The sequence below is a fragment of the Streptomyces sp. NPDC059740 genome (assembly GCF_042733155.1).
Classification (GTDB): Bacteria; Actinomycetota; Actinomycetes; order Streptomycetales; family Streptomycetaceae; genus Streptomyces.
On record NZ_JBHWGP010000005.1, the window covers coordinates 182,389 to 203,192 of the forward strand.

Here is a 20,804-nt window from a genome sequence, read left to right on the forward strand (position 1 = left end):
GCCCCCGCGCGGGGAGCCGGTCCGTGTCGTTGCCCGCCGGCCGGTGGCGGCTGCCGAGCGTGCGAGGTGCCCGGTTCTCGGGCGGTGCTTCAGGACCGGCGGCGCGGCTTGCCCCGTCCGCCGCCGCGGCTGCCGCCGGCCGCCTTCCGTCCGGCTCGGCGCGGCCCGCCCGCGGCCCTGCCCCGCTGCGGGTTCTCGGTGCGGGGGCGGGCCGGCTTCGTCTCGGCCTCGGCGGCGGACTTGCGGCGGCCCCGGGTGCTGTTGACCGTCCGGCCGCGGACGACGCCGACGAAGTCGTCGACGTGGTCGGTGGTGCGGTCCTGCGGCCAGGCCAGAGCGACGCCGGACTGCGGGGCGTCGGTCAGCGGCCGGTAGGTCAGGTCCCTGCGGTGGTGCAGGCGCGCGAGGGACTGCGGCACGGCGAGCAGCCCCACCCCGGCCGCCACCAGTTCGATCGCGTCGGCGGTCGTGGCGGGGCGCTCCAGCGCGGGCCGCCCCGGCGGGCGCTCCCAGTCCAGCACGTCGTCCAGGGGGTGCAGCGCGAGGTCCTCGGAGAGATCCTCGCCACACACCTCCTCGGCCGCAGCCACCAGGTGGTCCTTGGGGACCACCACCACCGTCGTCTCGGTGTAGAGGGGGATGGCGCTGAAGACGTCACGGTCCACCGGCAGCCTGACCAGGCCCGCGTCCGCGTCACCACGCCTGAGCACCTCCTCGGCCTCCGCCGGGGAGACCGCCACGAGCTCCAGGGGCACCTCGGGGTACCGCTCGTTCCAGGTCCGCACCCACTTTCCGGGAGTCACGCCCGGTACGTAGGCGAGGCGAAAGGTGGCAGAGGCATCCGAGTCGGTCATTGCGCAAGGGTATCGGCCGTGGTCACGGGCGCCGCGCACGCTCGATACCCTGGACACCATGACCTCGCACCGCAGCACCCAGACCATGAAACCCGCCACCGCGGCGAAGAAGCTGGGTGTGTACCTCCAGGCCACCCCCGCCGAGTTCCAGGAGGGCGTGGTCTCGCGGGACGAGCTGAACGCCCTGCAGGCCGATCCGCCCGAGTGGCTCCGCGAACTGCGTCGCAACGGTCCGCACCCCAGGCCGGTGGTCGCGGCGAAGCTGGGCGTCTCCATCTCCGGTCTCGCCCGCGGCGGGATCACCGAGGCGCTGACCACCCAGGAGATCGACGCGCTGAAGGAGGACCTCCCCGAGTGGCTCCGCCAGGAGCGTGCCACCCAGGCCGAGGTCCGCAGGGAGGCGGTCCGTATCCGGGAGAAGCAGGCCGAGCGGGAGGCGCGGCCCGGGGACGCCCGGCACTGAGGCCGGCCCGCGGCCTGGCGGCGGCCCGTCCCGGCCTCCGCCTCGCCGGAGAGCGCCCCGCGGTCCGGCTCCTCACTCGGTGTCTGGGCCGCCTCGCGCCAGCGTGGGGATCGGGTTCTCCGAGAACCACCTGGTCAGAAAGGTGAGGAGCACGGTGATCCGGCGGGGCGTCTCCCGGCCCGGCCCGTGGAGCGCGTACAGCGGGCGGTCCGGCACCCCCAGCTCGGGGAGCAGCACCTGCAGCGTCCCGGCCGTCAGGTCCTCGTAGACGGGACGCTGCGGCAGCAGCGCGATGCCGCGGCCGTGCACGGCGGCCTTCTGCAGGGCCAGGTAGGAGTTGGAGGAGAAGGCCACGTTGCGGACCTTGTGCAGGGTGGCGGAATGCCCGTGTCCGAGCCGCCAGACCGGGTCGTTGACGTGGAGCAGGCAGTCGTGCCGGGCCAGGTCGTTGGGGTGCGTGAGCGGTCCGCGCCGCGCCAGGTAGGCGCGCGAGGCGCACAGGACGAAGGGCAGCGAGGCGATCTTCTTCAGCCGCATGCTGGAGTCCCGCAGGTCACGCGTGTGGAAGGCGATGTCGAAACCGCTGTCGAGGAAGTCGTAGGTGCGCTCGGACATACCGTCGAGCTCGAAGCGGACGACGATCTTCGGATGCGCCACCGAGAAGGCGGATATGGCGTCCCCCAGGTCCAGGCTGCCTATCCACCTCGGGCACAGGATGTTGAGGGCGCCCTCCGGCCGGTCGTGCAGTCCGGCGATGCTCGACTCCTCGGCCTGGATCTCCTCGAGGATGCGTGCGGCGAACTCGGCGTAGCGCTGCCCCGGTCCGGTGAGGCTGACGGAGCGGGCGGTGCGGTTGACCAGCCGGACGCCCAGCTGTCGTTCGAGTTCGGCGACGTGCCGGGAGACCAGTGACCCCGAGGAGTTGAGCACCTTGGCCGCACCGCTGAAACTGCCGGTTCCGGCGACGGTGACGAGACTGCGCATGAGGAGCAGGCGGTCCATGGTCTTCCTTCGGCCGGCCGGGCCCCGGGGCGTGGCCGGAGCGCGGCGGATGGATCCGGGACGGGGCGGGGCCACAGGGCCTCGCCGAGGCGGCGCCCGGGCGGCTGCCGGTCACGTCCTTGCCGTTGCGGCTCCCGCGCCCACCGGCCGGCCCCCGCACCCGGCCGGTGCCCCCACCGCTCGTACCGGGAAACTAACCCGGGCAGCCGGCGGCGACAAGATCCGGAAGCCGAAGTTCATCGCGCTCTCATGAAGGCGGCGGACCGGCCCTCCCGAGGGCGTCAGGCCGGTCCGCCGCCTCCGCCGGTGACCGTGACGGCGCGGTTGGTCGTGGACGCCGGCTGCGGCGGGGCGGCCCGTCAGGGCTGCGGGACCACGCCCACCACCTTCCCGACGGCGCGGTTGGCCTCCATGTGGCGGTGGGCGGCGGCGAGCTCCTCCAACGGGAAGACGCGGTCCACGACCGGACGGACTCCTCCCGTCTCGATCCGCCGCACGATGTCGGTGAGGGCCTGCCGGGCCCAGTCGCCGGTGTTGATCGCGCTGCTGGAGAACGTGGTCAGCGTCGCCCCCGACGGGATGTCCTCCAGGGGCTCGAAGGCCGGGATGACCCAGCTGTCGGAGAGGATGCCGGTGTTGCACACCCTGCCGCGCGGTGCGAGGGCCCGGAGCGAGTCGAGAACGGCGACACCGCCGACGAGGTCGAGGACGCGGTCCGCACCGTCGGGCCAGACCTCCCGGACCGCCTCGGCGACACCGTCACCCGCGTCGTGCACCACGTGGTCGGCGCCGTGGCGGCGCAGGACCTCCGCCTTGCCCGGGTCACGGGTCGTACAGGCCACCTCCACCCCGTATCCGGCAGCGAGGGCCAGGGCGCCCATGCCGACGGAGGAGGTCGCCGCCCGGATCAGCAGACGGTTTCCCGGTGCGAGCGACAGGGCCTCCAGCGAGCCGTGCGCGGTCAGGCAGGTTTCGGGTACGGCGGCAAGTGTGGTCCAGGGAAGGGTGGTGGTCAGCGGCATGAGCTGGGAGGTGGGCAGGAGGGCGTACTCGGCGTAGCCGCCGTCGAAGTCCCGGCCCATGCCGCCCATGGCCGCTGCGACGGTCGTGCCCGCCGGCAGGCCCGGGTCGTGGGACTCGGCGACCACCCCTACGCACTCGATGCCCAGCACTCGCGGGAAGGCGACGTTCGGCGACTGGCCGCGGCGGGTGAACAGCTCGGAACGGTTCAACCCGAACGCGCGCACCTGCACGAGCGTCCAGCCCTCCCGGGCGCGGGGCCTGGGCAGTTCGACCGGTTCCAGGACCTCCGGCCCGCCGGGCCGCCGCACCACCACGGCTCGCATCGTCTCCCCCACCGGCCTCTCCCCCTGTTCCCTGGCGCACGGGACAGCGAAAGGGTATCCGGGGAACCACCGGTGCGGGCCGGGGCCCTGAGGGTTGCTGCCGGTGGCCGGGGCTCCCCGCCCCCCGGCTCCGGTCCCACCACCAGGAACGCCCCCCGTCAGCCCGGTCCGCCACTGCGTCGCCGGCCCGCGCCCGTCGGGCCCGGTCCCGTGCCCGGGTCGGCCGCAGGCATAGTGGGCAGGGACCGAGACCGCACCCCCCGAGGAACCCGCATGCACACACAGCACACCGCCACGCAGCCCTCGCCCGCCTGGGAAGGCAAGGTGTTCGACGGTTCCTGGCGCGCCGGCCGCGGGGGCGTGCTCGACGTCACCGCCCCCGCGACCGGCGAGGTACTGGCCACCGTGGGTGTCGCCGGCGCGCAGGACGTGGCCGACTGCGTCGCCACGGCGGTCGGCGCGCAGCGCGACTGGGCGCGCCTGACCTACGAGGGGCGGGCCGGTGTCCTGACCCGCGCCGCCGAGCTGCTGGCCGCCGACCCGGACCGCGTCGTACGGTGGCTGGTGCCCGAGTCGGGCTCGGGCCAGGGCAAGGCGCGGTTCGAAGTCGGCCTGCTCATCTCGGAGTTGCGTGAGGCGGCGGCTCTCACCTCGCAGCCCTGGGGTGAGCTGCTGCGCAGCACCAAACAGCGCCTCTCGGTCTCCCGCCGTGTGCCGCTGGGCGTCGTGGGCGTGATCAGCCCGTTCAACTTTCCCGCCATCCTGGCGTTGCGCTCTCTCGCCCCGGCCCTGGCCGCCGGTAACGCCGTGGTGCTCAAGCCCGACCCGCGCACCTCGATATCGGGTGGCCTGGTACTGGCCGAGTTGCTGGCCGAGGCGGGGCTGCCCGCCGGTCTGCTGCACGTCCTGCCCGGGGGTGCTGAGGTGGGTGAGGCCCTGGTCGCCCACCCGCAGGTGCCCTGCCTCTCCTTCACCGGCTCCACGCCGGCCGGCCGGGCCATCGCGGCGGCCGCCGCTCCACTGCTGAAGAAGGTGCACCTGGAACTCGGCGGCAACAACGCCCTGCTGGTCCTGCCCGACGCGGACCTGGAGGCCGCGGCCTCGGCCGGTGCCTGGGGTTCCTTCCTGCACCAGGGGCAGATCTGCATGACCACCGGCCGGCACCTGGTCCACCGCTCGCAGGCCGCCCGGTACGCGGCCCTGCTGGCGGAGAAGGCCGACGCCATCGCGGTGGGCGACCCCACCGACCCGTCCCACCAGCTCGGTCCGCTCATCGACGAACGGCAGCGGGACAGGGTCCACTCGCTCGTCACCCGCTCCCTCGAGCAGGGCGCGACCCTGGCCGCCGGCGGCACCTACCAGGGCCTCTTCTACCGGCCGACGGTGCTGACCGATGTGCCCCTGGACGCGCCCGCCTTCGCCGAGGAGGTCTTCGGACCGGTCGCCCCGGTGGTGGCCTACGACACCCTCGACGAGGCGATCGACCTGGTCAACGCCTGTGAGTACGGGCTGTCGGTGTCGATCCTGACCGCCGACGCGTTCGCCGCCTGGGAGCTGGCCGACCGTATCGACTCGGGCGCCGTGCACATCAACGACCAGACGGTGGACGACGAAGCGGTGGCGCCCTTCGGCGGCAGCAAGGCGTCCGGGGTGGGCGGCCGGTTCGGCGGCAGGGCGGGGCTCGACACCTTCTCCGAGGTGCAGTGGGTCACTGCTCAGTCGGCCATCGCACGCTACCCCTTCTGAACCGGCCCCGGTCAGCACACCGTCGCGCCCGGGCCACGGGCACAGCCCTCGCGCCGGGCGGTCGGTCGTGGCGGGCGCCCCGCCGGAGCAGCGGCCCGGTGCGACGCGAGCGGTGCGGGCCCCGCTCACCCCGCGTGCTGGGCCGACATCCGCGCAGGGGCGTTGGCGGCGCCGAACCCGCGGTAGCCACCGATGCGTTGGACCATCTCGAAGAAGAGGTGGCGGCCGACCATGGGGGTGTAGAAGTGGAGGAACTCCCCGTCCTCGTCACGGTCGTAGAGGACGGAGTGGGAACGCAGTTCGGCGATCCGGTCCCCGGGCAGGTCCCAGCGGGCCGCCAGGTCCTCGTAGTAGTTGTCGGGGATCGCGAGCGGCGCCAGACCCGCGTCCCGGGCCGCTCGGGCCGCGGCGAGGACGTCGTCGCAGGCGAAGGCGGCGTGCTGGGTGGCCGGAGACGGGTGGGCGCCCAGGTGTGGGGTGTTGAGCGCGATCCGCACGCCCCGGCCCGCCTCCTCCGGCACGGTTCCCCCCGCCCGGTCAAAGGCGTCGGCGCCGGCGGGGGACGCCGTGCCGCCTCGGCCCGGTGCGGTGGTGAACGCCCGGCTGCGCACCAGCCCGTAGGGATCGGCGAGTTCCTGGCTGTCGGCGGGGTGGAGGCCGAGCACCGCGCGCAGGAACAGCGTCTCCTCGTCGTACCGGTCGAAGGGCACCTGGGCGGTGACGTGGTCGACGCCCCGCGCGCGGGCCGGGCCCGTCCGCGGCCCGGGGGCTGCCTCGCGGCGGTCACCCTCCGCTGCGGCCGCCGTGGTGTCGGTGGCCGGCCCGGGGCCGCGGTCGCCCGGGGCGGCGCCGAAGTCGGTGCGCCAGGTCCGGCCCTCGGCGTCGGCGGCGCAGAGCAGCACCTCCAGGGGGCCGTCCGTGGCGAGGGCGGGGAGGGCCGCTTCGCCGGGGCCGCGGGTGCCGGGGTCGGGACGGGCGCGGAACGCCGCGGCGCGGGCGGCCGCCCGGTCGAGGTCCGGTGTGCTGAGCCCGACTGCCGCCAGCGAGGGGCCGTCGGGCCGTGGGCCGCGGCCGGTGTGGACCACGATCCGGGCCTCGCCGTTCTCCCAGAGCGTGGCCGGCTTGGTGCGGTGGGTGCCGGTCTCCCGGAAGCCGAGGGCGGTCAGGGTGCGCGACAGGGCGGCGGGGGCGGCCGGGTCGGCGGCGAGTTCGACGAAGGCGAAGGCGCCGGCGGGCGCCGGCTCGGGCGGCCGGAACAGCTCCACCCGCTCCCCCGCCGCGGCGCCGGTGGCAAAACGGCCGACGGACTCCTCCAGCAGGAGCAGGGAGCGCAGCGCGTCGGCGGCGGTGCGGCCCGCATCCGCCTGCCGGAAGGTGTCGTTGAAGACCTCCAGTGACAGCGGGCCCCGGTAGCCGGCGGCCAGGACGTGGCCGGTGAAGCCGGTCAGGTCGAAGTCGCCCTGGCCGGGGAAGCAGCGGTGGTGCCGGGACCAGGACAGCACGTCCATGGCCAGCCGTGGGGCGTCCGCCAACTGGACGAAGAACAGCTTCTCGGCGGGGATCTCCCGGATGTGGGCAAGGTCGGTGGAGCGGGAGAGGATGTGGAAGCTGTCCAGGCAGACCCCGAGGTGGGGGTGGTCGGCAGCGGCCACCAGGGCGGCGCTGTGCCGGTAGTCGTTCACGTGCCGGCCCCAGGCGAGCGCCTCGTAGGCGACCCGCAGTCCGCGGGCGTGGGCACGTTCGGCCAGGGTGCGGAGCTGGGCCGCGGCCCGTGCGTCGTCGTCCACGGCCGCGGGGTGGACGCTGGAGCAGACCAGCATCGTCGGTGCGCCGAGCCGTTCCATCACGTCGAACTTCCGCTCCGCGCGGCGCAGGTTGCGGGCGAAGAGGTCGTCGGGCACCCCCTCGAAGTCGCGGAAGGGCTGGTAGAGGTCGACGGTCAGTCCGAGGTCCCGGACGCGGGCACCGATCTCCTCGGGCCCGAGGGCGCAGTTGACGAGGTCGCTCTCGAAGATCTCCACTCCGTCGAAGCCGGCCCGGGCAATGGCGGTCAGCTTCTCCTCCAGCGTTCCGCTGATGGACACGGTGGCGAGGGACTTGTGCATGGGACATCCAGGGTGAGGGAGGGACGGACGGTGGGCCGGTCGTCGACGGCACGCGGTCAGGCGGGAGCCGGCTGCAACGGCCCGCCGGGGTCAGCGCATTTCGATCCGTTTGACGTCGCCGACGAGGAAGACGTAGGCGGCGGCGCCGACCAGTGCCACGGCGCCGATGTACAGCAGGGCTCCGACGAACGAGCCGGTCGCCCCGACGAGGGCGCCCACCACGAGCGGGGTGAGGATGGAGGCCAGCATGGCGGCGAAGTTGAAGAGGCCGCCGGCCAGGCCGAGGAGGCCGGCCGGGGCGATGTCGGAGACCAGGGTCCAGCCCAGCGCCGCCATGCCCTGGGCGAAGAAGGCCACCGACATGATGGCGATGACCAGTGCGTCGTCGTCGGCGTAGTTGGCGGCGACGATGGTGGAGGCGAGCAGCAGCCCCGCGATGACGGGGAGTTTGCGCGCCAGGTTCACCGAGGCGCCGCGGCGCAGCAGGGTGTCGGAGGACCAGCCGCCGAAGAGCACCCCGACGCAGGCGGCGAGGAAGGGGATCATGGAGGAGAAGCCGACCTTGAGGAAGTCCATCCCCCGCTCGGTCTCCAGGTAGGTGGGGAACCAGGTCAGGAAGAAGACCAGGGTGGAGTTGCCGGCGAACTGCCCGAGCGAGATACCGAGCATCCGCCGGTCGCGCAGCAGCGGCAGGGCGCGTCGCCGGAACCCGTCGGCCCCTGCCGCAGTGGGGCCCTTCGCGGCGGGCCTCACCAGGCCACCGCCCGCCTCGATGAGGTCCAGCTCCGCCCGGTTGACCCGGCGGCTGGCGTGCGGCTCGCGGTACGTCGCCCACCAGCCGATGCCGAACAGCACCCCGACGGCGCCGACCAGGCCGAAGAGCACGCGCCAACCCCAGTGTCCGGTGATCCAGTAGAGCAGCGGGCTGATCAGGGCCATGCCGACGTACTCGCCGACGGTGTAGACGCCGGTGGCCGTGGCGCGTTCGCGCTGCGGGAACCAGGTGGCCACCACCCTGCTGTTGGCGGGGAAGCACGGCGACTCCGCGGCGCCCAGGGCGAGTCGGGCACCGAGGAGGCCGCCGAGCCCTGCGACCAGCGCGTGTGCCGCGGTGACCAGCGACCACAGCAGGACCGAGAGGCCGTAGGTCACCTTGGACCCGAAGCGGTCGAGGAAGAGGCCGCCGGGGATCTGCATCACGGCGTAGCTCCAGCCGAAGGCGGAGAAGACCACGCCCATGGTGGCCGCGCCCAGCCCGAGGTCGTGGCTCAGGTCGGGGGCGGCGACGCTGACCACCGCACGGTCCAGGTAGTTGACGAGGGTGCCGATGGCGAGGAGCGCCAGGATGCCGTGGCGCACCCTGGTCGGCCGGGCGGTGGCACCGTCCGGGGGCGCGGGTGGTGCGGTGGTCGGGGAACGGTCGCTGAGGGACATCGTGTCCTCCTGCGGGAGCGGGGGCAGGGGAGCCGGCCGGGGTGGCGGGCCGGAGGAAGAGAGGGCGGTCGGGGTCAGGCGGCGGTCGTCGCCGCGCCGGTGGTGTGGTGGGGGTCCGTGGCGTGGGGCGCGCGACCGCCCGCCTGCTCCTCGGGGTTGCCGTTCGCGGTGAGCCGGGCGAAGTGGCGCAGCATCCGTTCCGCGTCGGGGGTGGCGCCGGTGAACAGCTCGAAGGCGTGGACGGCCTGGAAGACCGCCATGCCGCCGCCTCCGACCACCGGGCAGCCGGCCCGCTGCGCGTGGCGCAGCAGTGCGGTCTCCAGTGGCCGGTAGACGACGTCGGCCACCCAGAGACCGGGGTGCAGGGCGGCCGGGTCCAGGGGGCAGCCGGGGTGGCCGACCATGCCGGTCGGGGTGGCGTGCAGGAGTCCGTCCGCGGCGGCCAGGCGGGCGTCGAGGTCGGTGCGGGGCGCGGTGAGCACCCGCTCGGTGCCGAAGTGGGCGCGGAGCCGGTCGGCGAGGGCTTCCGCCCGGTCCTGTGCGACGTCGACGACGGTCAGCCGGCCGGCGCCCAGGCTGAGTGCGGCATGGCCGACGGCGGCTCCCGCTCCGCCCGCGCCGAGGAGGACGACGCGGTCGAGGCGCGCGTCGGGCAGGGCGCGGGTGAGTCCGGCGGCGAAGCCGGTGGTGTCGGTGTTGTGCCCCACCGCCCGTCCGCCGTCGAGCACCACGGTGTTGACCGCGCCGATCGCCGCGGCCTGGGGCGAGAGGGCGTCGAGTGCGGGCAGGACGGTCTGCTTGCAGGGGTGGGTGACGTTGAGTCCGTCGAAACCCAGCCGCCGTGCCGACTCCAGCACCTCGGGGGCGTCCTCGGGCCGGACGCCGAGCGTGTCGATGTCCAGGACGCGGTAGGCGTACCCGATGCCCTGGGCGCGGGCCTCGGCCTCGTGCAGCGCGGGGCTGAGGGACCCGCCGATCCCGGAGCCGATCAGGCCGACGAGGCGGGAGGGGGTGTGGCTGGTCATGCGGTGGCTCCGATCAGTGTGCAGGCGCGTTCCACGGCGAGGGCGTAGCCCTGTACGCCGCAGCCGGTGATCACGGCGTCGGCGACCACCGAGACGTACGAGTGGTGGCGGAAGGCCTCGCGGCGGTGGATCGCGGTGAGGTGGACCTCCAGGACGGGCTTGCCGTCCAGGGTGGCGAGGGCGTCGGCCAGCGCCACCGAGGTGTGGCTGTAGCCGGCGGGGTTGATGACCACGGCGGCGTGCGACGTCCGGCTCTCGTGCACCCAGTCGATGAGCCGGCCCTCGTGGTTGGACTGGCGGAAATCGATGGTCACTGAGTGGGGCGCCGCTGCCCGGACGCACAGGTGCTCGGCGTCCGCCAGGGTGGCGGTGCCGTACAGTTCCGGCTCCCGTTGACCGAGCAGGTTCAGGTTCGGTCCGTTGAGGACCAGGATCGTTCGGGGAGACACGTTCACGTCCCTGTAATGTACGAACTGGTTCGTTAAATAGAACGACACGCAGTCGACCCTTGGGAAGCCCCCGCAGCCGACTTTTTCGGCCACCCGGTCGGCCCGGCCGGGACGTCGCTACGATGACGGTGCCGGGCGGGCCGGCCAGCGCCGCCGTCCCACCGGTCGCTCCGACCGGTCGCGCGCCGGCGTCCGCAGTCCGTGGCGGCCCGGGGCGACGCGCACCGCCGACCGAGGAACCCCATGCCTTCGCCCCGCCCGACCGCCGGCCCCGACCGGGAACGCCTGCGCGATGCCGACCGCACCAGGGCGGAGATCCTGGACGTGGCCACCGAGGAGTTCGCGCGCCTGGGGTACGCGGGAGCGCGGGTCGACGAGATCGCCGCGCGGACCCGGACCACCAAGCGGATGCTGTACTACTACTTCGGCGGCAAGGAGCAGCTCTACCGCACGGTCCTGGAGCGCGCCTACGCGCGCATCCGCGAGGTGGAGCGGCAGGCGGAGGTCGACCACCTCGACCCGGTAGCCGCCATCCGCCGGCTGGCCGAGCTCACCTTCGACCACCACCAGGAGCACCCGGACTTCATCCGCCTGGTGAGCGGTGAGAACATCCGCGAGGCCGACCACATCCGGGCCTCGCCGGAACTTGCGCGGCTGGGCACGCCCGCGGTCGGCATCATCGAGTCGATCCTCACCCGCGGCCGGGCCGAGGGGCTGTTCACGGCCGCGGCGGACGCGCTCGACGTCCACATGCTCATCAGCTCGTTCTGCTTCTTCCGCGTCGCCAACCGGCACACCTTCGGCGCCCTGTTCGACCGCGACCTGACCGACCCGGCGCTGCGCGAGCACTACCGGAGCATGCTCGGGGACCTGATCGTGGCGTATCTGACGAGCGCGCCGGCACCGGGGAGTTGACGGACCGCCCGCTGACGGGGGACGCGGCGCGCCACCGCGTTTGCCGTAACGGCAACCTGGCTCGTCGTCCGGGCGAGCAGCCGGGCAGGATCGTCCCCGGCGCCCCGGCCGGGGCACCCCCTCCGCCCGTCCCGTCCGGGCGCACCGTTCTCCGGGAGGACCGCAGTGCCGCAGACACCCGCCGCCGACCGCACCCACCGCCTGGTGCCCTCACCCGCCGGCCGCATCCACCTGGTGGAGCAGGGGACCGGTCCGCTGGTCCTGCTGGTGCACGGCTTCCCCGAGTCCTGGTACTCCTGGCGCCACCAGCTCCCCGCGCTGGCCGCGGCCGGTTACCGGGTGGCCGCCGTGGACGTCCGCGGGTACGGGCGCTCCTCACGGCCTGCGCAGGTCGAGTCCTACCGGCTGCTGGACCTGGTGGCGGACAACGTCGCGGTGGTGCAGGCCCTGGGCGAGGAGTCGGCGGTGATCGTCGGGCACGACTGGGGTGCGTCCGTCGCCGCGACCTCCGCCCTGGTCCGGCCCGAGGTGTTCCGCGCGGTCGGACTCCTGAGCGTGCCCTACACCCCGCCCGGCGGTCCCCGGCCCAGTGAGGTCTTCGCCCGGATGGGAGACGGGGAGGAGTTCTACGTCTCCTACTTCCAGCAGCCCGGCCGCGCCGAGGCGGAGATCGAGCCGGACGTCCGCGGTTGGCTGGCGGGCTTCTACGCGGCCCTCTCCGCCGGCACCCGGCCCGCCTCCGACGCCCCGGACCCGCACTTCGTCAGCGACGGCGGGGCACTGCGCGACCGTTTCCCGCAGGGTGGGTTGCCGCACTGGCTCGACGAGCACGACCTCGACGTCTACGCGGGCGAGTTCGAACGCACCGGGTTCACCGGGGCCCTGAACCGCTACCGCTGCATGGACCGGGACTGGGCGGACCTGACCGAGTACACCGGCCGCCCCCTCACCCAGCCCTCACTGTTCCTCGGCGGGGCCCTGGACGCGTCCACCACCTGGCTCGCCGACGCGATCCGGGCCTACCCCACCACCCTTCCCGCCCTGAAGTCCTCCCATGTCCTGAAGGGCTGCGGCCACTTCGTGCAGCAGGAGTGCCCCGAGGAGACCAACCGGTTGCTGATCGACTGGCTCGCCACTCTCGACTGAGCCGGACCACCCCCCGGCGGTGCGCTGCCGCCGGTCCCGGGAAGTCCTCGCCGTCCCGCGGCGGACGCGTCGCTCAGGGGGACCCGGGGCCCATCAGATCGCGCAGCAGCGGGCTTTCGAGGACACCGTGCGGGTCGAGGCCACGCAGCGTGGCGAGGGTGGCCTCCCACCCTGCGTTGCCCGGCCCGGCGGGAAAGCCGCCCGGAATGCGGTGGCCGATCACCTCCGCGTCGCTCCACGCCGCCTCGTCCGTGTACGCCCAGCCCTTGGACCACTCCACGCGCAGCGCGGACCGGTCGGTGCCGTCGAAGGCGGTGAACAGGGCGCGTTCGAGGTCGCGGTAGAAGCGGTGCGCTCCCGGCGTGCCGGGCAGGGTGAGGACGTCCAGCCAGACGGCGGTGTCCCACTCGGGGTGGTCGGGGCGGGGGGTGACGGCGGAGAGGGCCGGCGCGAGAGCCCCCGGCGTGCCCGCCCAGGAAGGGTCGTCGACGCCGGTGACCCTGATCTCCACCTGGCCGTTGACGGGGTACTCACCGACGGGCCGCGTAGCCCTCCAGCAGCTCGCGGTAGAGCGTGGCGAAGGTGTGGACCACCCACTGCACGTCGCGGCGCCGGACGAGGACGGCATACCCGTCGGCGGTCTCCCGCAGGGTGGTGGGTCTGATGTAGAGCAGCAGGTGGCGGGAGGCCCCCCACAGGTCCGACCGGGGCCCTGCGGCGAGGAGGTGGCGCAGCGCCTCCCCGTCCAGCAGGTCCCGCAGGAGGGTGTCGGAGAGGAGGAGATCGCTGATGTCCCCGGTCAGGGCGGCACGCGCCACGGCGTACTGCAACCGGCCGAAGAGGGGGGTCAACGCCCAGGACCCCTCGGCGAGTTCGCCGGCCAGGCGGGCGACCGGCTCGGGCAGGCTGTCGGAGAACGGGTAGTTGTAGGGCCCGTCTACGGCCCGGGAGGCGAACGGGCGGCGTGGTGAGCGCTGCCAGGTCTTCAGCCAGGGGTGGTCGGTGAAGGCGAACCAGATGGCCTCGGCGCGCCCGGTGCGGTCCAGGAAGGCGGCGAAGCTGTCGCTCCCGGCGGCCTCGGGGGCGGCGAAGAGACGGCTCGCGGGGACGTCCAGCGTGCTCACGCAGCGCAGCGTGGCGTCCTGCTCCACGCGCAGCACGACCTCGGTGACCAGCGCCCGGCCCAGGTGGACGAGGAGCGCCGCGCACGTGGGGTCGGCGCGCTCGAAGGTGCGGGCCACGTGCCGGCCGGCGTCCTCGTCCCAGACGACGGCCGTGAGCGCCACCACCCGGTTGCTCACCGAACCGTAGCCCTGGCCCGGCGCACGCTCCTCGCCTCGCGCCGGAACCGCCGTGCCGTGCCCGCCGATGGCCAGGACGCCGCCGAGGGTGAGGTCGCCGGGGGCCGGGCAGGAGGTGAGGCCGAGGCCCCGCTCCCCCAGGAAGTCCAGGAGTTCCTCCATGAGGACGCCGGTGCCGGCGCGGACCGTGTCCGGCCCGTCGAGCGAGACGGTGGTGAGATGGGCCGTGGTGTCGAGCAGTACCACGCGCTCGGTGCCGGCGGTGCCGTCCGCGACGGCCAGCGGCGCCCAGGTGTGGCGCTTCCCCCGCGGCCGCAGCCGCCACCCGTGCGTCGCGGCCCAGTCGGCGAGCGCCACGACCTCCTCGGCATCGCGTGGCGCGCAGGTCCACAGGGCGTCGGTGCGGACCTCGCCGGACCAGTTGACGAAGACGTGACGCTGGGCGGGTATCCCGGGCGGCAGGCCGGGCGGTGCCGGGGTCGGTGCGGCCGTGGCGGCAGGTCCGGCCGCCACGGCGGCTCGGGCGGGAGCCGCCGTCAGCGTGCCCGTGAGCAGCCAGCCGGCACCGGCGGACAGGGCGGCCACCGCGCGCCGCCGGCTCCACTCACTTCCGCGGCCCGCCGTCTCGGGCGTGTCACCGTCCGTCATCTCATCCCCTCGCGCTCAGCGTTCCGGTAGGGCGGCACCCGCCGTCGGGCGTCTTCGTGCGCCGTCTCACCGTAGGGACCTCCGGCCCGGGAGGAGGGGGGTTCGCCCCACCAGGCGGAGACCTTCGCGGCCGGGCCGGGCGACGGACCCGGTTTCCTCGAACTTGCTTGCTTCCGCTGGCACTTGCGTTCGGTTTTCGGCGTGCGCCCCCCGCTGCCGACCCCGAACCCGACTCCGACTCCAGGGACCCACTTGCCTGCGTCACCCCCTTGACCGGTGACGCATGCCGTGCGACAGTCACCCACAGGTGGACCGAAGGGGGCTCGGCGGGCTGCCCGGGCCGCACACCGCCGATGGCCCTCCGGCCCGACTCGACACACGCAGCGGCGACTTCCGGCAAGAAGCTCGCGCCGGCGCAGCCGGGCGGAGCCACGCAGGGCGTGCGCCTCTTCGCCTCGTCATCATCCGAGTGGAGGCTGGACGATGGAGTACCGGAACACGACCGAGCGGGACGCGGCGGCCCGGCAGGCGCGGTTCGGGGCACTGCCCGAGCGCACCCGCTTCGAGGACATGGTCGAGGAACGACCCGCCGACCCCGTGGGTCGTCCGGGGCAGGCGTACGCGTCCGAGGGCGCGTGGACCCACTACTCCTGCCTGGCACTGGACCTGGGCCTGTGACCGCGGTGGCCCGTGCGCTGCGGACGCGGGCCACCGGGGCGTCGGCGTGGCGGGGGGCTCCACCGTGAGCGGCGTTCCAGCCGCGTACCGGAGCCGGACGGCCGCCTGACCGATGGCCGGACACTCGGGTGCGCCCGCCCCCGCACCCGGACCCGACGGGGCCCGGGACGCGGACGCCGGCCCGGGAGTCAGCGCCTGTCTTCACCGGCGGACCGGTTGTCCGGGCCCCCAGGTGGGGCCGGTTGCGGCGCCGGACCGTCGCCGATCAGCGTGAACAGCCTGGTCATCGCTGCCACCGCCACAGTCCCCTCGGGACGCGCCGCGGGGTCGTCGTCCCGTTCGCGGTAGGCGGTCAGCAGGCGGCGGACGGCGGCGCCGAGTTCGGCCATCTCGGTCGGGGTGAGGTGGAGCACGGCGCTGAAGGACTCCTCCCGCCGCCACTCGGCCGGCATCGACTCCCGGTGGGAGAGCCAATGTGGGTAGCTCTCGTCCTCCAGGCCGCGTACGAGCGCGTTGAGGGGTTCCGGCACCGGCCGGGCGGACCCGTCCGGTTCCCAGCGCAGCCGCCACGGCCGGGCCCGTCCGCCGTGGTGCGGAGCCTCCTCGATGAGGCCCTGCCGCGCGAGTTGGCGCAGGTGGAAGGAGCACAGGCCGGAGCTGTGACCCAGGCGGGCGGCGGCCTGCGTGGAGGTGACGGTGCCGACCTCGGCGAGCAGGTCGAGCAGGGCCACGCGTACGGGATGGTCCGGGAGGGGCTGCCGTGCGCGGCGCGTCGGCGAACCCGGGGACTGTCTGCGGCCGTTGTCCTCACTCACTTTGCAAAGACTGCTACCTTGCAAAGCGTTCGGTCAAGCGCCGCACCTCGGCGCGGCCGAGGCTCCCTCGTGGTGTGGGTTCGGTCCTCTGTGAAAGGCGTTGGCTTCCCATGACGTATCGGTTCGGTGGCATCCCTCAGGGCCGTCGGATGTCCGGTGGCACCTCGCCGGACCGCCGGGTACGGGTGCAGGGCGAACCGGTCGACTCCTATCCGCGGTTGGCGCCGGAGGTGGAACGGGGGGCGGTGCGCCGTATCACCGTCGTCGGGGAGGAGGTCCTGCACCGTCGGTGCCGCGAGGTCACCCGCTTCGGCACCCCGGAGCTCTCACATCTGGTCGACGACATGTTCGCCACCAACCAGGTGGCGGAGGGGGCCGGTCTCGCCGCCAACCAGGTCGGGGTGGACCTGCAGTTGTTCGTGTGGGACATCACCGACGAGTGGGGGGTGCGCCACGTCGGGCACCTCGCCAACCCCGTCCTGGCGGAGGTGCCGGCCGAGCACCGCCGGTTGGTCGAGGAGCCGGAAGGGTGCCTGTCGGTCCCCGGCCCCTACCGGGTGGTTCCGCGCCTCGACAGTGCCGTGGTGCGGGGCCGCGACATGAACGGCTCACCCCTGGTGATCGAGGGCAGGGGCTACTTCGCCCGTTGCCTCCAGCACGAGACGGACCATCTGCACGGTCGTCTCTATCTGGACCGGCTCGCCCAGCGGGAACGGAAGGCAGCGCTCCGCGAGATGGCCGAGGCCAAGGAGCGGACCTTCGCCCGGCGCGCCGCTCTGGCGGCGAAACTGGGCAAGTGACCCCGCCCGGGCCCCGAGGTGACCCTCGCGGCTCCCGGAGCCGAAGGGCCAGGCGGTCCGGCCCCTCGACCCGAGGGCCCCGCCGCGACAGCCCGGCCCCGGCTGCGGGGCCTCCGGGCCGCGCCTGCCCGGAGGCCGTACCGTTCCGCCTCAGCGCAGCACGGCGTCCACCGCCGCCCGTGCCGCCGCGACCGTCTCCGGATCGGTGAGGAAGTGGGTGTCCTGCTCGGCCGAGGTGCCGGCGGCGCCCATCGGCACCCACGCAGCGCCCCGCCTGGTGGGCGCGCGGCGTTTGGCGGAGAGGTGGACGGCGGCGACGCCGGCGCCGGCCAGCCGGGGCACGTCCGTGGGGCGGACGCCCGCGCCGGCCATCACCTCGACGCCGGGCGCCGCCGCAGCCACGGCCGCAAGGGTGGCCAGACCGTCGACGGCGGTGGGCGCTCCGCCGGAGGTGAGGATCCGGGTGAGGCCCAGCTCGGCGGCGAGGGCGGCGGTGGCCACCGGGTCTGCCGACTGGTCGATGGCCCGGTGCAGGGTGATCTCCGCCGGCCGGCCGGAAGACCTGGCGGCGTCGGCGAGGCGTGCCATCGCCGGCAGGTCCAGGCTGCCGTCCGCGGTGAGTGCGCCGACGACCACCCCCGCGGCCCCCGACGCCAGGACCGAGCGGACCTCGGCCGCCATCAGGGCGACCTCCTCGTCCTCGTGGACGAAGTCGCCGGGCCGGCACCGCACGAGGACGTGGACGGGGAGACCGACCGCGGCGACCGTCTCGACCGAGGCCGCCGACGGGGTCAGGCCGCCCAGTTCCAGCGCGGAGCACAGCTCGACCCGGTCGGCACCGTGGTCGCGGGCCACCCGTGCCCCGGCGGGACCGGTGACGGCGATCTCCAGGGCAGGCCGGCGGGTGGCGCCGGTGCTCCCCCGGTCGTCCCGCGGTGTGCGCGCCGGTGTCCGGGCCGTCCGGTCCGGCCTCTCCCGCCCGGCGGCTGTGTCACCCCCCGGTCCGCGCCCCTGAGGTTCCCCGCGTCGGTCCCCTGCCCCGGGGAGGGCAGCCCGGGCCGCATCGCCTTCCTGCCGTGGGGTGGTCACTCGTCGTCCCCGGTGAGCGGCCGGTCGGCGGCCGGGATGATCCGGGCCGAGAGGTCCGGGTCGGCCATCTCCGGGTCGAAGGGGAACAGCGGACGGCGGATACGGCGGTGGCCCAGCCGCACCAGGTCCTGGTCGACTCCGCCGGGGGTGAGCGCCATCTTCCAGCTCACGGACATGTCGAAGAGTTCGGGCTCCAGGTAGCCGATCTTGACGACGACGATGTCGGCGCTGCGCGGGTCGAGGCCGAGGCCGGTGAAGTCGCTCTCGTGGTGGTACGGCTTGCGCAGCTTGGTGAGGATGGCGTGGACGCTGCCGACCCGGATCACCACCTCGGTCCCTGCGTCGCGGTCGCCGTGGCGGATGGCGTGCACCTGGCCGGTGAGGGTGACCGGGCCGGCGTGCCGGTCGTCCACCTCGGCGCCCGCTGTGACCGTGACGGTGGCCCCCACGCCGGCGGCCACAGCGGTGGCGACCGCGGCGGGGCCGGGCACCGAGGCGTAGATGACGGTCGGACCGTCCGGCTTCTGGAACTCGGGGCGGGCCAGCAGGTGGGTCAGGCCCCAGGTGACGTCGCCGGCGCCGCCCGCCGTCGGGTTGTCGCCGGTGTCGCTGATGAAGTAGGGGCGCCGGTCGGTGGCGAGGGCCTCGTCGAGGAGGCCGTCCAGGGTGCCGGTGGGGGCCACGAAGTCGAAGTCGCGGCGGGCCTCCCAGAATCCCCGGGCCAGACGTTCGGCGCCGGCTGCCACGGCCTGTTCGTCGGCGCCGGTGACGACCACGGCGGCCCGGTTGCGGGGCTCGTCGGCCCAGGCGTAGCCGACCCAGATCGCCGCGTCGGTGACGCCGTCCACGGCCTCGACCTCGTCGACGGCGGCGTAGACGCTCCGGGCGGGTTCGATGCGGGTGGAGGTCTGCTCGCCGGCCAGCAGCACCGGCACCGGCACCCAGGCCTTGACGGGGCGGGGCGCGCCGGAGACGAGGAGGTCCACGAGGTTGCGGGCGGCCCGCTCCTTGGTCTCCATGTGGTCCTCGTGCGGTGCCATGCGGTAGCAGGTGATCAGGTCGCTGCCGTGGACGAGTTCGCGGGAGACGTTGCCGTGCAGGTCCATGGAGGTCGAGATGATCACGTCGGGACCGACGACCTCGCGTATGCGCTCCAGCAGGACGGCCTCCGCGTCGTCGACGCCCTCCACGGTCATCGCGCCGTGGATGTCGTACCAGAGGCCGTCGGGGCGGGGAAGTGCCGCGAGCCGTGCCAGCAGTTCCCCGGTCAGCTCGGTCCAGGCGGCGGCGGTGACCGTGCCACCGGGCAGCGACTTGCCGACCAGCGCCCCGTGCCACTCGGCCGCCTCCCGCAGCGGTGCACCGTCGGCGAGGAAGGGGTAACGGGCGAGGACCTCCTCATCGCCCCGGGAGGGGTGGAAGGCGGGGGCCTCGGTCCGGGCCGGGGAGAAGGTGGAGGACTCGATGCCGAGTCCGGCGACGGCGATGACCGGGCGGGGGACGGCGGTGCGGGAAGGCGACATGGCTCCTCGTGCGGGGTGTGCGGGGTGGATCGGTCGGAGGTGCGCAGGGCTCGGGGCGGTCCTGAGGAGGTGCGGTCCTCAGGGGTTGCGCGGTGCGGCGATCGGGGCGCGGCCGGGGGCGGTGTGGCCGCCCGCCTCGCGAAGGGTGTCGGCCAGCGCGCGCTGGAGGGCGAACCGGCCGGCCCCGGCGAGTCCGGCGTCGGCGCCCAGGCTGACGCGTTCGATGGTGAGGTGCTTGGTCATCAGGGGATGGCAGCTCTCGTAGAGCTGACTGCGGACGGCGGCCACGAACGGCTCCAGGGTGGACAGGATGCCGCCGAGGTAGACCGCGTCGGGGTTGAAGAAGTTGACGTTGGCGGCCAGCACCTGGCCCAGGTAGTCGCCGGCCCGGCGGACCGCGCGGGTGGCCTCGGGGTCGGCGTCCATCGCCAGGGCGACGACGTCCTCGGGGCGGCTGACGTCGGCGCCCCGCTCGCGCAGGACGCGCACCAGGGCCGCGCCGGACGCCACCGTCTCCAGGCAGCCGGTGTTGCCGCAGGAGCACGGGATGTCGGCGCCGGCGTCGATCCGGATGTGGGTGATGTCGCCCGCCGCGCCGGTCGCCCCCCGGTACAGGCGCCCGTCGACGACGACCCCCGCCCCGATGGCCGAGCCGATCTTCACCGTGATCGTCTGCCGGTGCTCGGCGGGCCGTGCGCCGGCTTCGCCGACCGCCATGCAGTTGGCGTCGTTGTCCACGGCCGCCGGCACCCCGAACCGCTCCGCCAGCCATGCGGTGACCGGGAAGGAGTGCCAACCGGGCATGCGCGAGGGCAGGACGACGGTCCCCGAGACGACGTCGACCGGGCCCGGCAGTGAGAGGCCCACCCCGCGCAGCCGGCCCGTGCCATGCCGCTCGGCCAGTCTGTCGAGTGTGTCGGCGAGGTCGCAGAGGGCCGTCTCGGGGCCGGCGGTGATGTCGAACGGGACGGTGGTCACCTCGCTGAGGCCGCCGCCGGGCAGCACCACCCCGATGCGGGCGTGCGCTCCGCCCAGGTCGGCCGCGAGGGCGAACTCGTCGGTGCTGCCGAGCCTGAGCACCTTGCGCGGCCGTCCGCCGGTGGAGGACCGGGTGCCCTCCTCGGCCACCAGTCCGCGCTCCACCAACTGGCCGACGGCCAGCGAGATGGTGGAGGGGGCGGCGCCGAGCAGGTCGGCGAGTTCGGCGCGCGAGGTGGCCTGCCCGGAGGCGATGAGTTCGACGATGCGTGCGGCGAGCGACGGTGCGCCCTTCCCGGCCCTGCGGCCCCGTGCACTTATTTCAGTCATGTACGAAGTAACTTCCGCAACGGTGTGTGTGACGACGACAGTACGCCCGGGATGCGGCGAGCGGAACAGGCGATGAGGCGAACGGAGCGTCCCTGCAACCGTGCTGAACACATCAAACTGGTACATAAGCCCACCCCGATCGGCGCCCCGGGACTTA

Annotated in this window: 19 protein-coding genes; 6 read left to right on the forward strand and 13 right to left on the reverse strand. The window is 74.2% G+C overall.

All coding sequences use genetic code 11. From position 1 onward, the window contains the following. Positions 1 to 89: 89 nt before the first annotated feature. A complete protein-coding gene (locus ACFV3R_RS09140; protein ID WP_385577994.1) occupies positions 90 to 854 on the reverse strand; it encodes a LysR family transcriptional regulator substrate-binding protein in 765 nt (254 codons plus the stop codon). Between the two features lie 58 nt (positions 855 to 912). Here ACFV3R_RS09140 and ACFV3R_RS09145 point away from each other — a divergent pair, with 58 nt between their 5' ends. Continuing rightward, on the forward strand, positions 913 to 1,317 hold the full coding sequence (locus ACFV3R_RS09145; protein WP_385577997.1) for a DUF5997 family protein: 405 nt from the start codon (positions 913 to 915) through the stop codon (positions 1,315 to 1,317). A 72-nt stretch (positions 1,318 to 1,389) separates the two neighbouring features. On the opposite strand, the gene ACFV3R_RS09150 is transcribed toward ACFV3R_RS09145, so the two are convergent. Both ACFV3R_RS09150 and ACFV3R_RS09155 read right to left on the reverse strand, forming a co-directional pair. Then, positions 1,390 to 2,319 carry a LysR family transcriptional regulator gene (locus ACFV3R_RS09150; protein WP_385578000.1) on the reverse strand — a complete coding sequence of 310 codons (930 nt, stop codon included), beginning with the start codon at positions 2,317 to 2,319 and terminating at the stop codon, positions 1,390 to 1,392. 359 nt (positions 2,320 to 2,678) lie between these two features. Then, positions 2,679 to 3,677, reverse strand: coding sequence for a zinc-binding dehydrogenase (locus ACFV3R_RS09155; protein WP_385578003.1), 999 nt, complete (start codon positions 3,675 to 3,677; stop codon positions 2,679 to 2,681). Positions 3,678 to 3,938: 261 nt separating this feature from the next. Here ACFV3R_RS09155 and ACFV3R_RS09160 point away from each other — a divergent pair, with 261 nt between their 5' ends. Continuing rightward, positions 3,939 to 5,411, forward strand: coding sequence for an aldehyde dehydrogenase family protein (locus ACFV3R_RS09160; RefSeq protein WP_385578005.1), 1,473 nt, complete (start codon positions 3,939 to 3,941; stop codon positions 5,409 to 5,411). Between the two features lie 125 nt (positions 5,412 to 5,536). On the opposite strand, the gene ACFV3R_RS09165 is transcribed toward ACFV3R_RS09160, so the two are convergent. The 4 genes from ACFV3R_RS09165 to aroQ all read right to left on the reverse strand — a co-directional run bounded on the left by ACFV3R_RS09165 (position 5,537) and on the right by aroQ (position 10,424). Further along, positions 5,537 to 7,516, reverse strand: a complete 1,980-nt coding sequence (locus ACFV3R_RS09165; RefSeq protein ID WP_385578008.1) for a TIM barrel protein — start codon at positions 7,514 to 7,516, stop codon at positions 5,537 to 5,539. A gap of 90 nt (positions 7,517 to 7,606) precedes the next feature. After that, positions 7,607 to 8,950, reverse strand: coding sequence for an MFS transporter (locus tag ACFV3R_RS09170; RefSeq protein WP_385578011.1), 1,344 nt, complete (start codon positions 8,948 to 8,950; stop codon positions 7,607 to 7,609). Between the two features lie 74 nt (positions 8,951 to 9,024). Then, positions 9,025 to 9,975, reverse strand: coding sequence for a shikimate dehydrogenase (locus ACFV3R_RS09175; RefSeq protein WP_385578014.1), 951 nt, complete (start codon positions 9,973 to 9,975; stop codon positions 9,025 to 9,027). After that, a complete protein-coding gene (gene aroQ, locus ACFV3R_RS09180; protein WP_385578017.1) occupies positions 9,972 to 10,424 on the reverse strand; it encodes a type II 3-dehydroquinate dehydratase in 453 nt (150 codons plus the stop codon). Before aroQ ends, ACFV3R_RS09175 begins: the two co-directional genes overlap by 4 nt. A gap of 243 nt (positions 10,425 to 10,667) precedes the next feature. Between aroQ and ACFV3R_RS09185 the strand changes: the two genes are divergently transcribed. Both ACFV3R_RS09185 and ACFV3R_RS09190 read left to right on the forward strand, forming a co-directional pair. Next, a complete protein-coding gene (locus ACFV3R_RS09185; RefSeq protein WP_385578019.1) occupies positions 10,668 to 11,339 on the forward strand; it encodes a TetR family transcriptional regulator in 672 nt (223 codons plus the stop codon). Between the two features lie 165 nt (positions 11,340 to 11,504). Next, the gene (locus ACFV3R_RS09190; protein ID WP_385578021.1) at positions 11,505 to 12,485 is read left to right on the forward strand and encodes an alpha/beta fold hydrolase; all 981 of its coding nucleotides are present in this window, start codon (positions 11,505 to 11,507) and stop codon (positions 12,483 to 12,485) included. A gap of 73 nt (positions 12,486 to 12,558) precedes the next feature. Here ACFV3R_RS09190 and ACFV3R_RS09195 read toward each other — a convergent pair whose 3' ends face one another. Together ACFV3R_RS09195 and ACFV3R_RS09200 are read right to left on the reverse strand one after the other, a co-directional pair. Further along, positions 12,559 to 12,996 carry a cholesterol oxidase substrate-binding domain-containing protein gene (locus ACFV3R_RS09195; RefSeq protein ID WP_385578023.1) on the reverse strand — a complete coding sequence of 146 codons (438 nt, stop codon included), beginning with the start codon at positions 12,994 to 12,996 and terminating at the stop codon, positions 12,559 to 12,561. A 19-nt stretch (positions 12,997 to 13,015) separates the two neighbouring features. After that, the gene (locus tag ACFV3R_RS09200; protein ID WP_385578026.1) at positions 13,016 to 14,434 is read right to left on the reverse strand and encodes a cholesterol oxidase substrate-binding domain-containing protein; all 1,419 of its coding nucleotides are present in this window, start codon (positions 14,432 to 14,434) and stop codon (positions 13,016 to 13,018) included. Between the two features lie 483 nt (positions 14,435 to 14,917). Here ACFV3R_RS09200 and ACFV3R_RS09205 point away from each other — a divergent pair, with 483 nt between their 5' ends. Beyond that, positions 14,918 to 15,112 carry a hypothetical protein gene (locus ACFV3R_RS09205; RefSeq protein ID WP_385578029.1) on the forward strand — a complete coding sequence of 65 codons (195 nt, stop codon included), beginning with the start codon at positions 14,918 to 14,920 and terminating at the stop codon, positions 15,110 to 15,112. A 188-nt stretch (positions 15,113 to 15,300) separates the two neighbouring features. Here the strand turns inward: ACFV3R_RS09205 and ACFV3R_RS09210 are convergent, their stop codons facing one another. After that, the gene (locus tag ACFV3R_RS09210) at positions 15,301 to 15,927 is read right to left on the reverse strand and encodes an ArsR/SmtB family transcription factor (protein ID WP_385578031.1); all 627 of its coding nucleotides are present in this window, start codon (positions 15,925 to 15,927) and stop codon (positions 15,301 to 15,303) included. A 149-nt stretch (positions 15,928 to 16,076) separates the two neighbouring features. Between ACFV3R_RS09210 and def the strand changes: the two genes are divergently transcribed. Continuing rightward, positions 16,077 to 16,727 (forward strand): peptide deformylase, encoded by a 651-nt coding sequence (gene def, locus ACFV3R_RS09215; RefSeq protein WP_385578277.1) that lies wholly within the window; start codon positions 16,077 to 16,079, stop codon positions 16,725 to 16,727. Positions 16,728 to 16,877: 150 nt separating this feature from the next. Here the strand turns inward: def and ACFV3R_RS09220 are convergent, their stop codons facing one another. The 3 genes from ACFV3R_RS09220 to ACFV3R_RS09230 all read right to left on the reverse strand — a co-directional run bounded on the left by ACFV3R_RS09220 (position 16,878) and on the right by ACFV3R_RS09230 (position 20,647). Further along, positions 16,878 to 17,618, reverse strand: coding sequence for a copper homeostasis protein CutC (locus tag ACFV3R_RS09220; RefSeq protein WP_385578280.1), 741 nt, complete (start codon positions 17,616 to 17,618; stop codon positions 16,878 to 16,880). Between the two features lie 194 nt (positions 17,619 to 17,812). Then, on the reverse strand, positions 17,813 to 19,339 hold the full coding sequence (locus ACFV3R_RS09225; protein WP_385578034.1) for a M81 family metallopeptidase: 1,527 nt from the start codon (positions 19,337 to 19,339) through the stop codon (positions 17,813 to 17,815). 78 nt (positions 19,340 to 19,417) lie between these two features. Further along, positions 19,418 to 20,647: an ROK family protein gene (locus ACFV3R_RS09230; protein WP_385578036.1), complete on the reverse strand. Its 1,230-nt coding sequence runs from the start codon at positions 20,645 to 20,647 to the stop codon at positions 19,418 to 19,420. Positions 20,648 to 20,804: the final 157 nt, after the last annotated feature.

Excerpts from the sequence above, each read along its gene's own strand:
- ACFV3R_RS09140 (WP_385577994.1), bottom strand. The coding sequence starts at position 854 with ATGACCGACTCGGATGCCTCTGCCACCTTTCGCCTCGCCTACGTACCG.
- ACFV3R_RS09145 (WP_385577997.1), top strand. The coding sequence starts at position 913 with ATGACCTCGCACCGCAGCACCCAGACCATGAAACCCGCCACCGCGGCG.
- ACFV3R_RS09150 (WP_385578000.1), bottom strand. The coding sequence starts at position 2,319 with ATGGACCGCCTGCTCCTCATGCGCAGTCTCGTCACCGTCGCCGGAACC.
- ACFV3R_RS09160 (WP_385578005.1), top strand. The coding sequence starts at position 3,939 with ATGCACACACAGCACACCGCCACGCAGCCCTCGCCCGCCTGGGAAGGC.
- ACFV3R_RS09165 (WP_385578008.1), bottom strand. The coding sequence starts at position 7,516 with ATGCACAAGTCCCTCGCCACCGTGTCCATCAGCGGAACGCTGGAGGAG.
- ACFV3R_RS09170 (WP_385578011.1), bottom strand. The coding sequence starts at position 8,950 with ATGTCCCTCAGCGACCGTTCCCCGACCACCGCACCACCCGCGCCCCCG.
- ACFV3R_RS09175 (WP_385578014.1), bottom strand. The coding sequence starts at position 9,975 with ATGACCAGCCACACCCCCTCCCGCCTCGTCGGCCTGATCGGCTCCGGG.
- ACFV3R_RS09185 (WP_385578019.1), top strand. The coding sequence starts at position 10,668 with ATGCCTTCGCCCCGCCCGACCGCCGGCCCCGACCGGGAACGCCTGCGC.
- ACFV3R_RS09200 (WP_385578026.1), bottom strand. The coding sequence starts at position 14,434 with ATGACGGACGGTGACACGCCCGAGACGGCGGGCCGCGGAAGTGAGTGG.
- ACFV3R_RS09205 (WP_385578029.1), top strand. The coding sequence starts at position 14,918 with ATGGAGTACCGGAACACGACCGAGCGGGACGCGGCGGCCCGGCAGGCG.
- def (WP_385578277.1), top strand. The coding sequence starts at position 16,077 with ATGTCCGGTGGCACCTCGCCGGACCGCCGGGTACGGGTGCAGGGCGAA.
- ACFV3R_RS09225 (WP_385578034.1), bottom strand. The coding sequence starts at position 19,339 with ATGTCGCCTTCCCGCACCGCCGTCCCCCGCCCGGTCATCGCCGTCGCC.
- ACFV3R_RS09230 (WP_385578036.1), bottom strand. The coding sequence starts at position 20,647 with ATGACTGAAATAAGTGCACGGGGCCGCAGGGCCGGGAAGGGCGCACCG.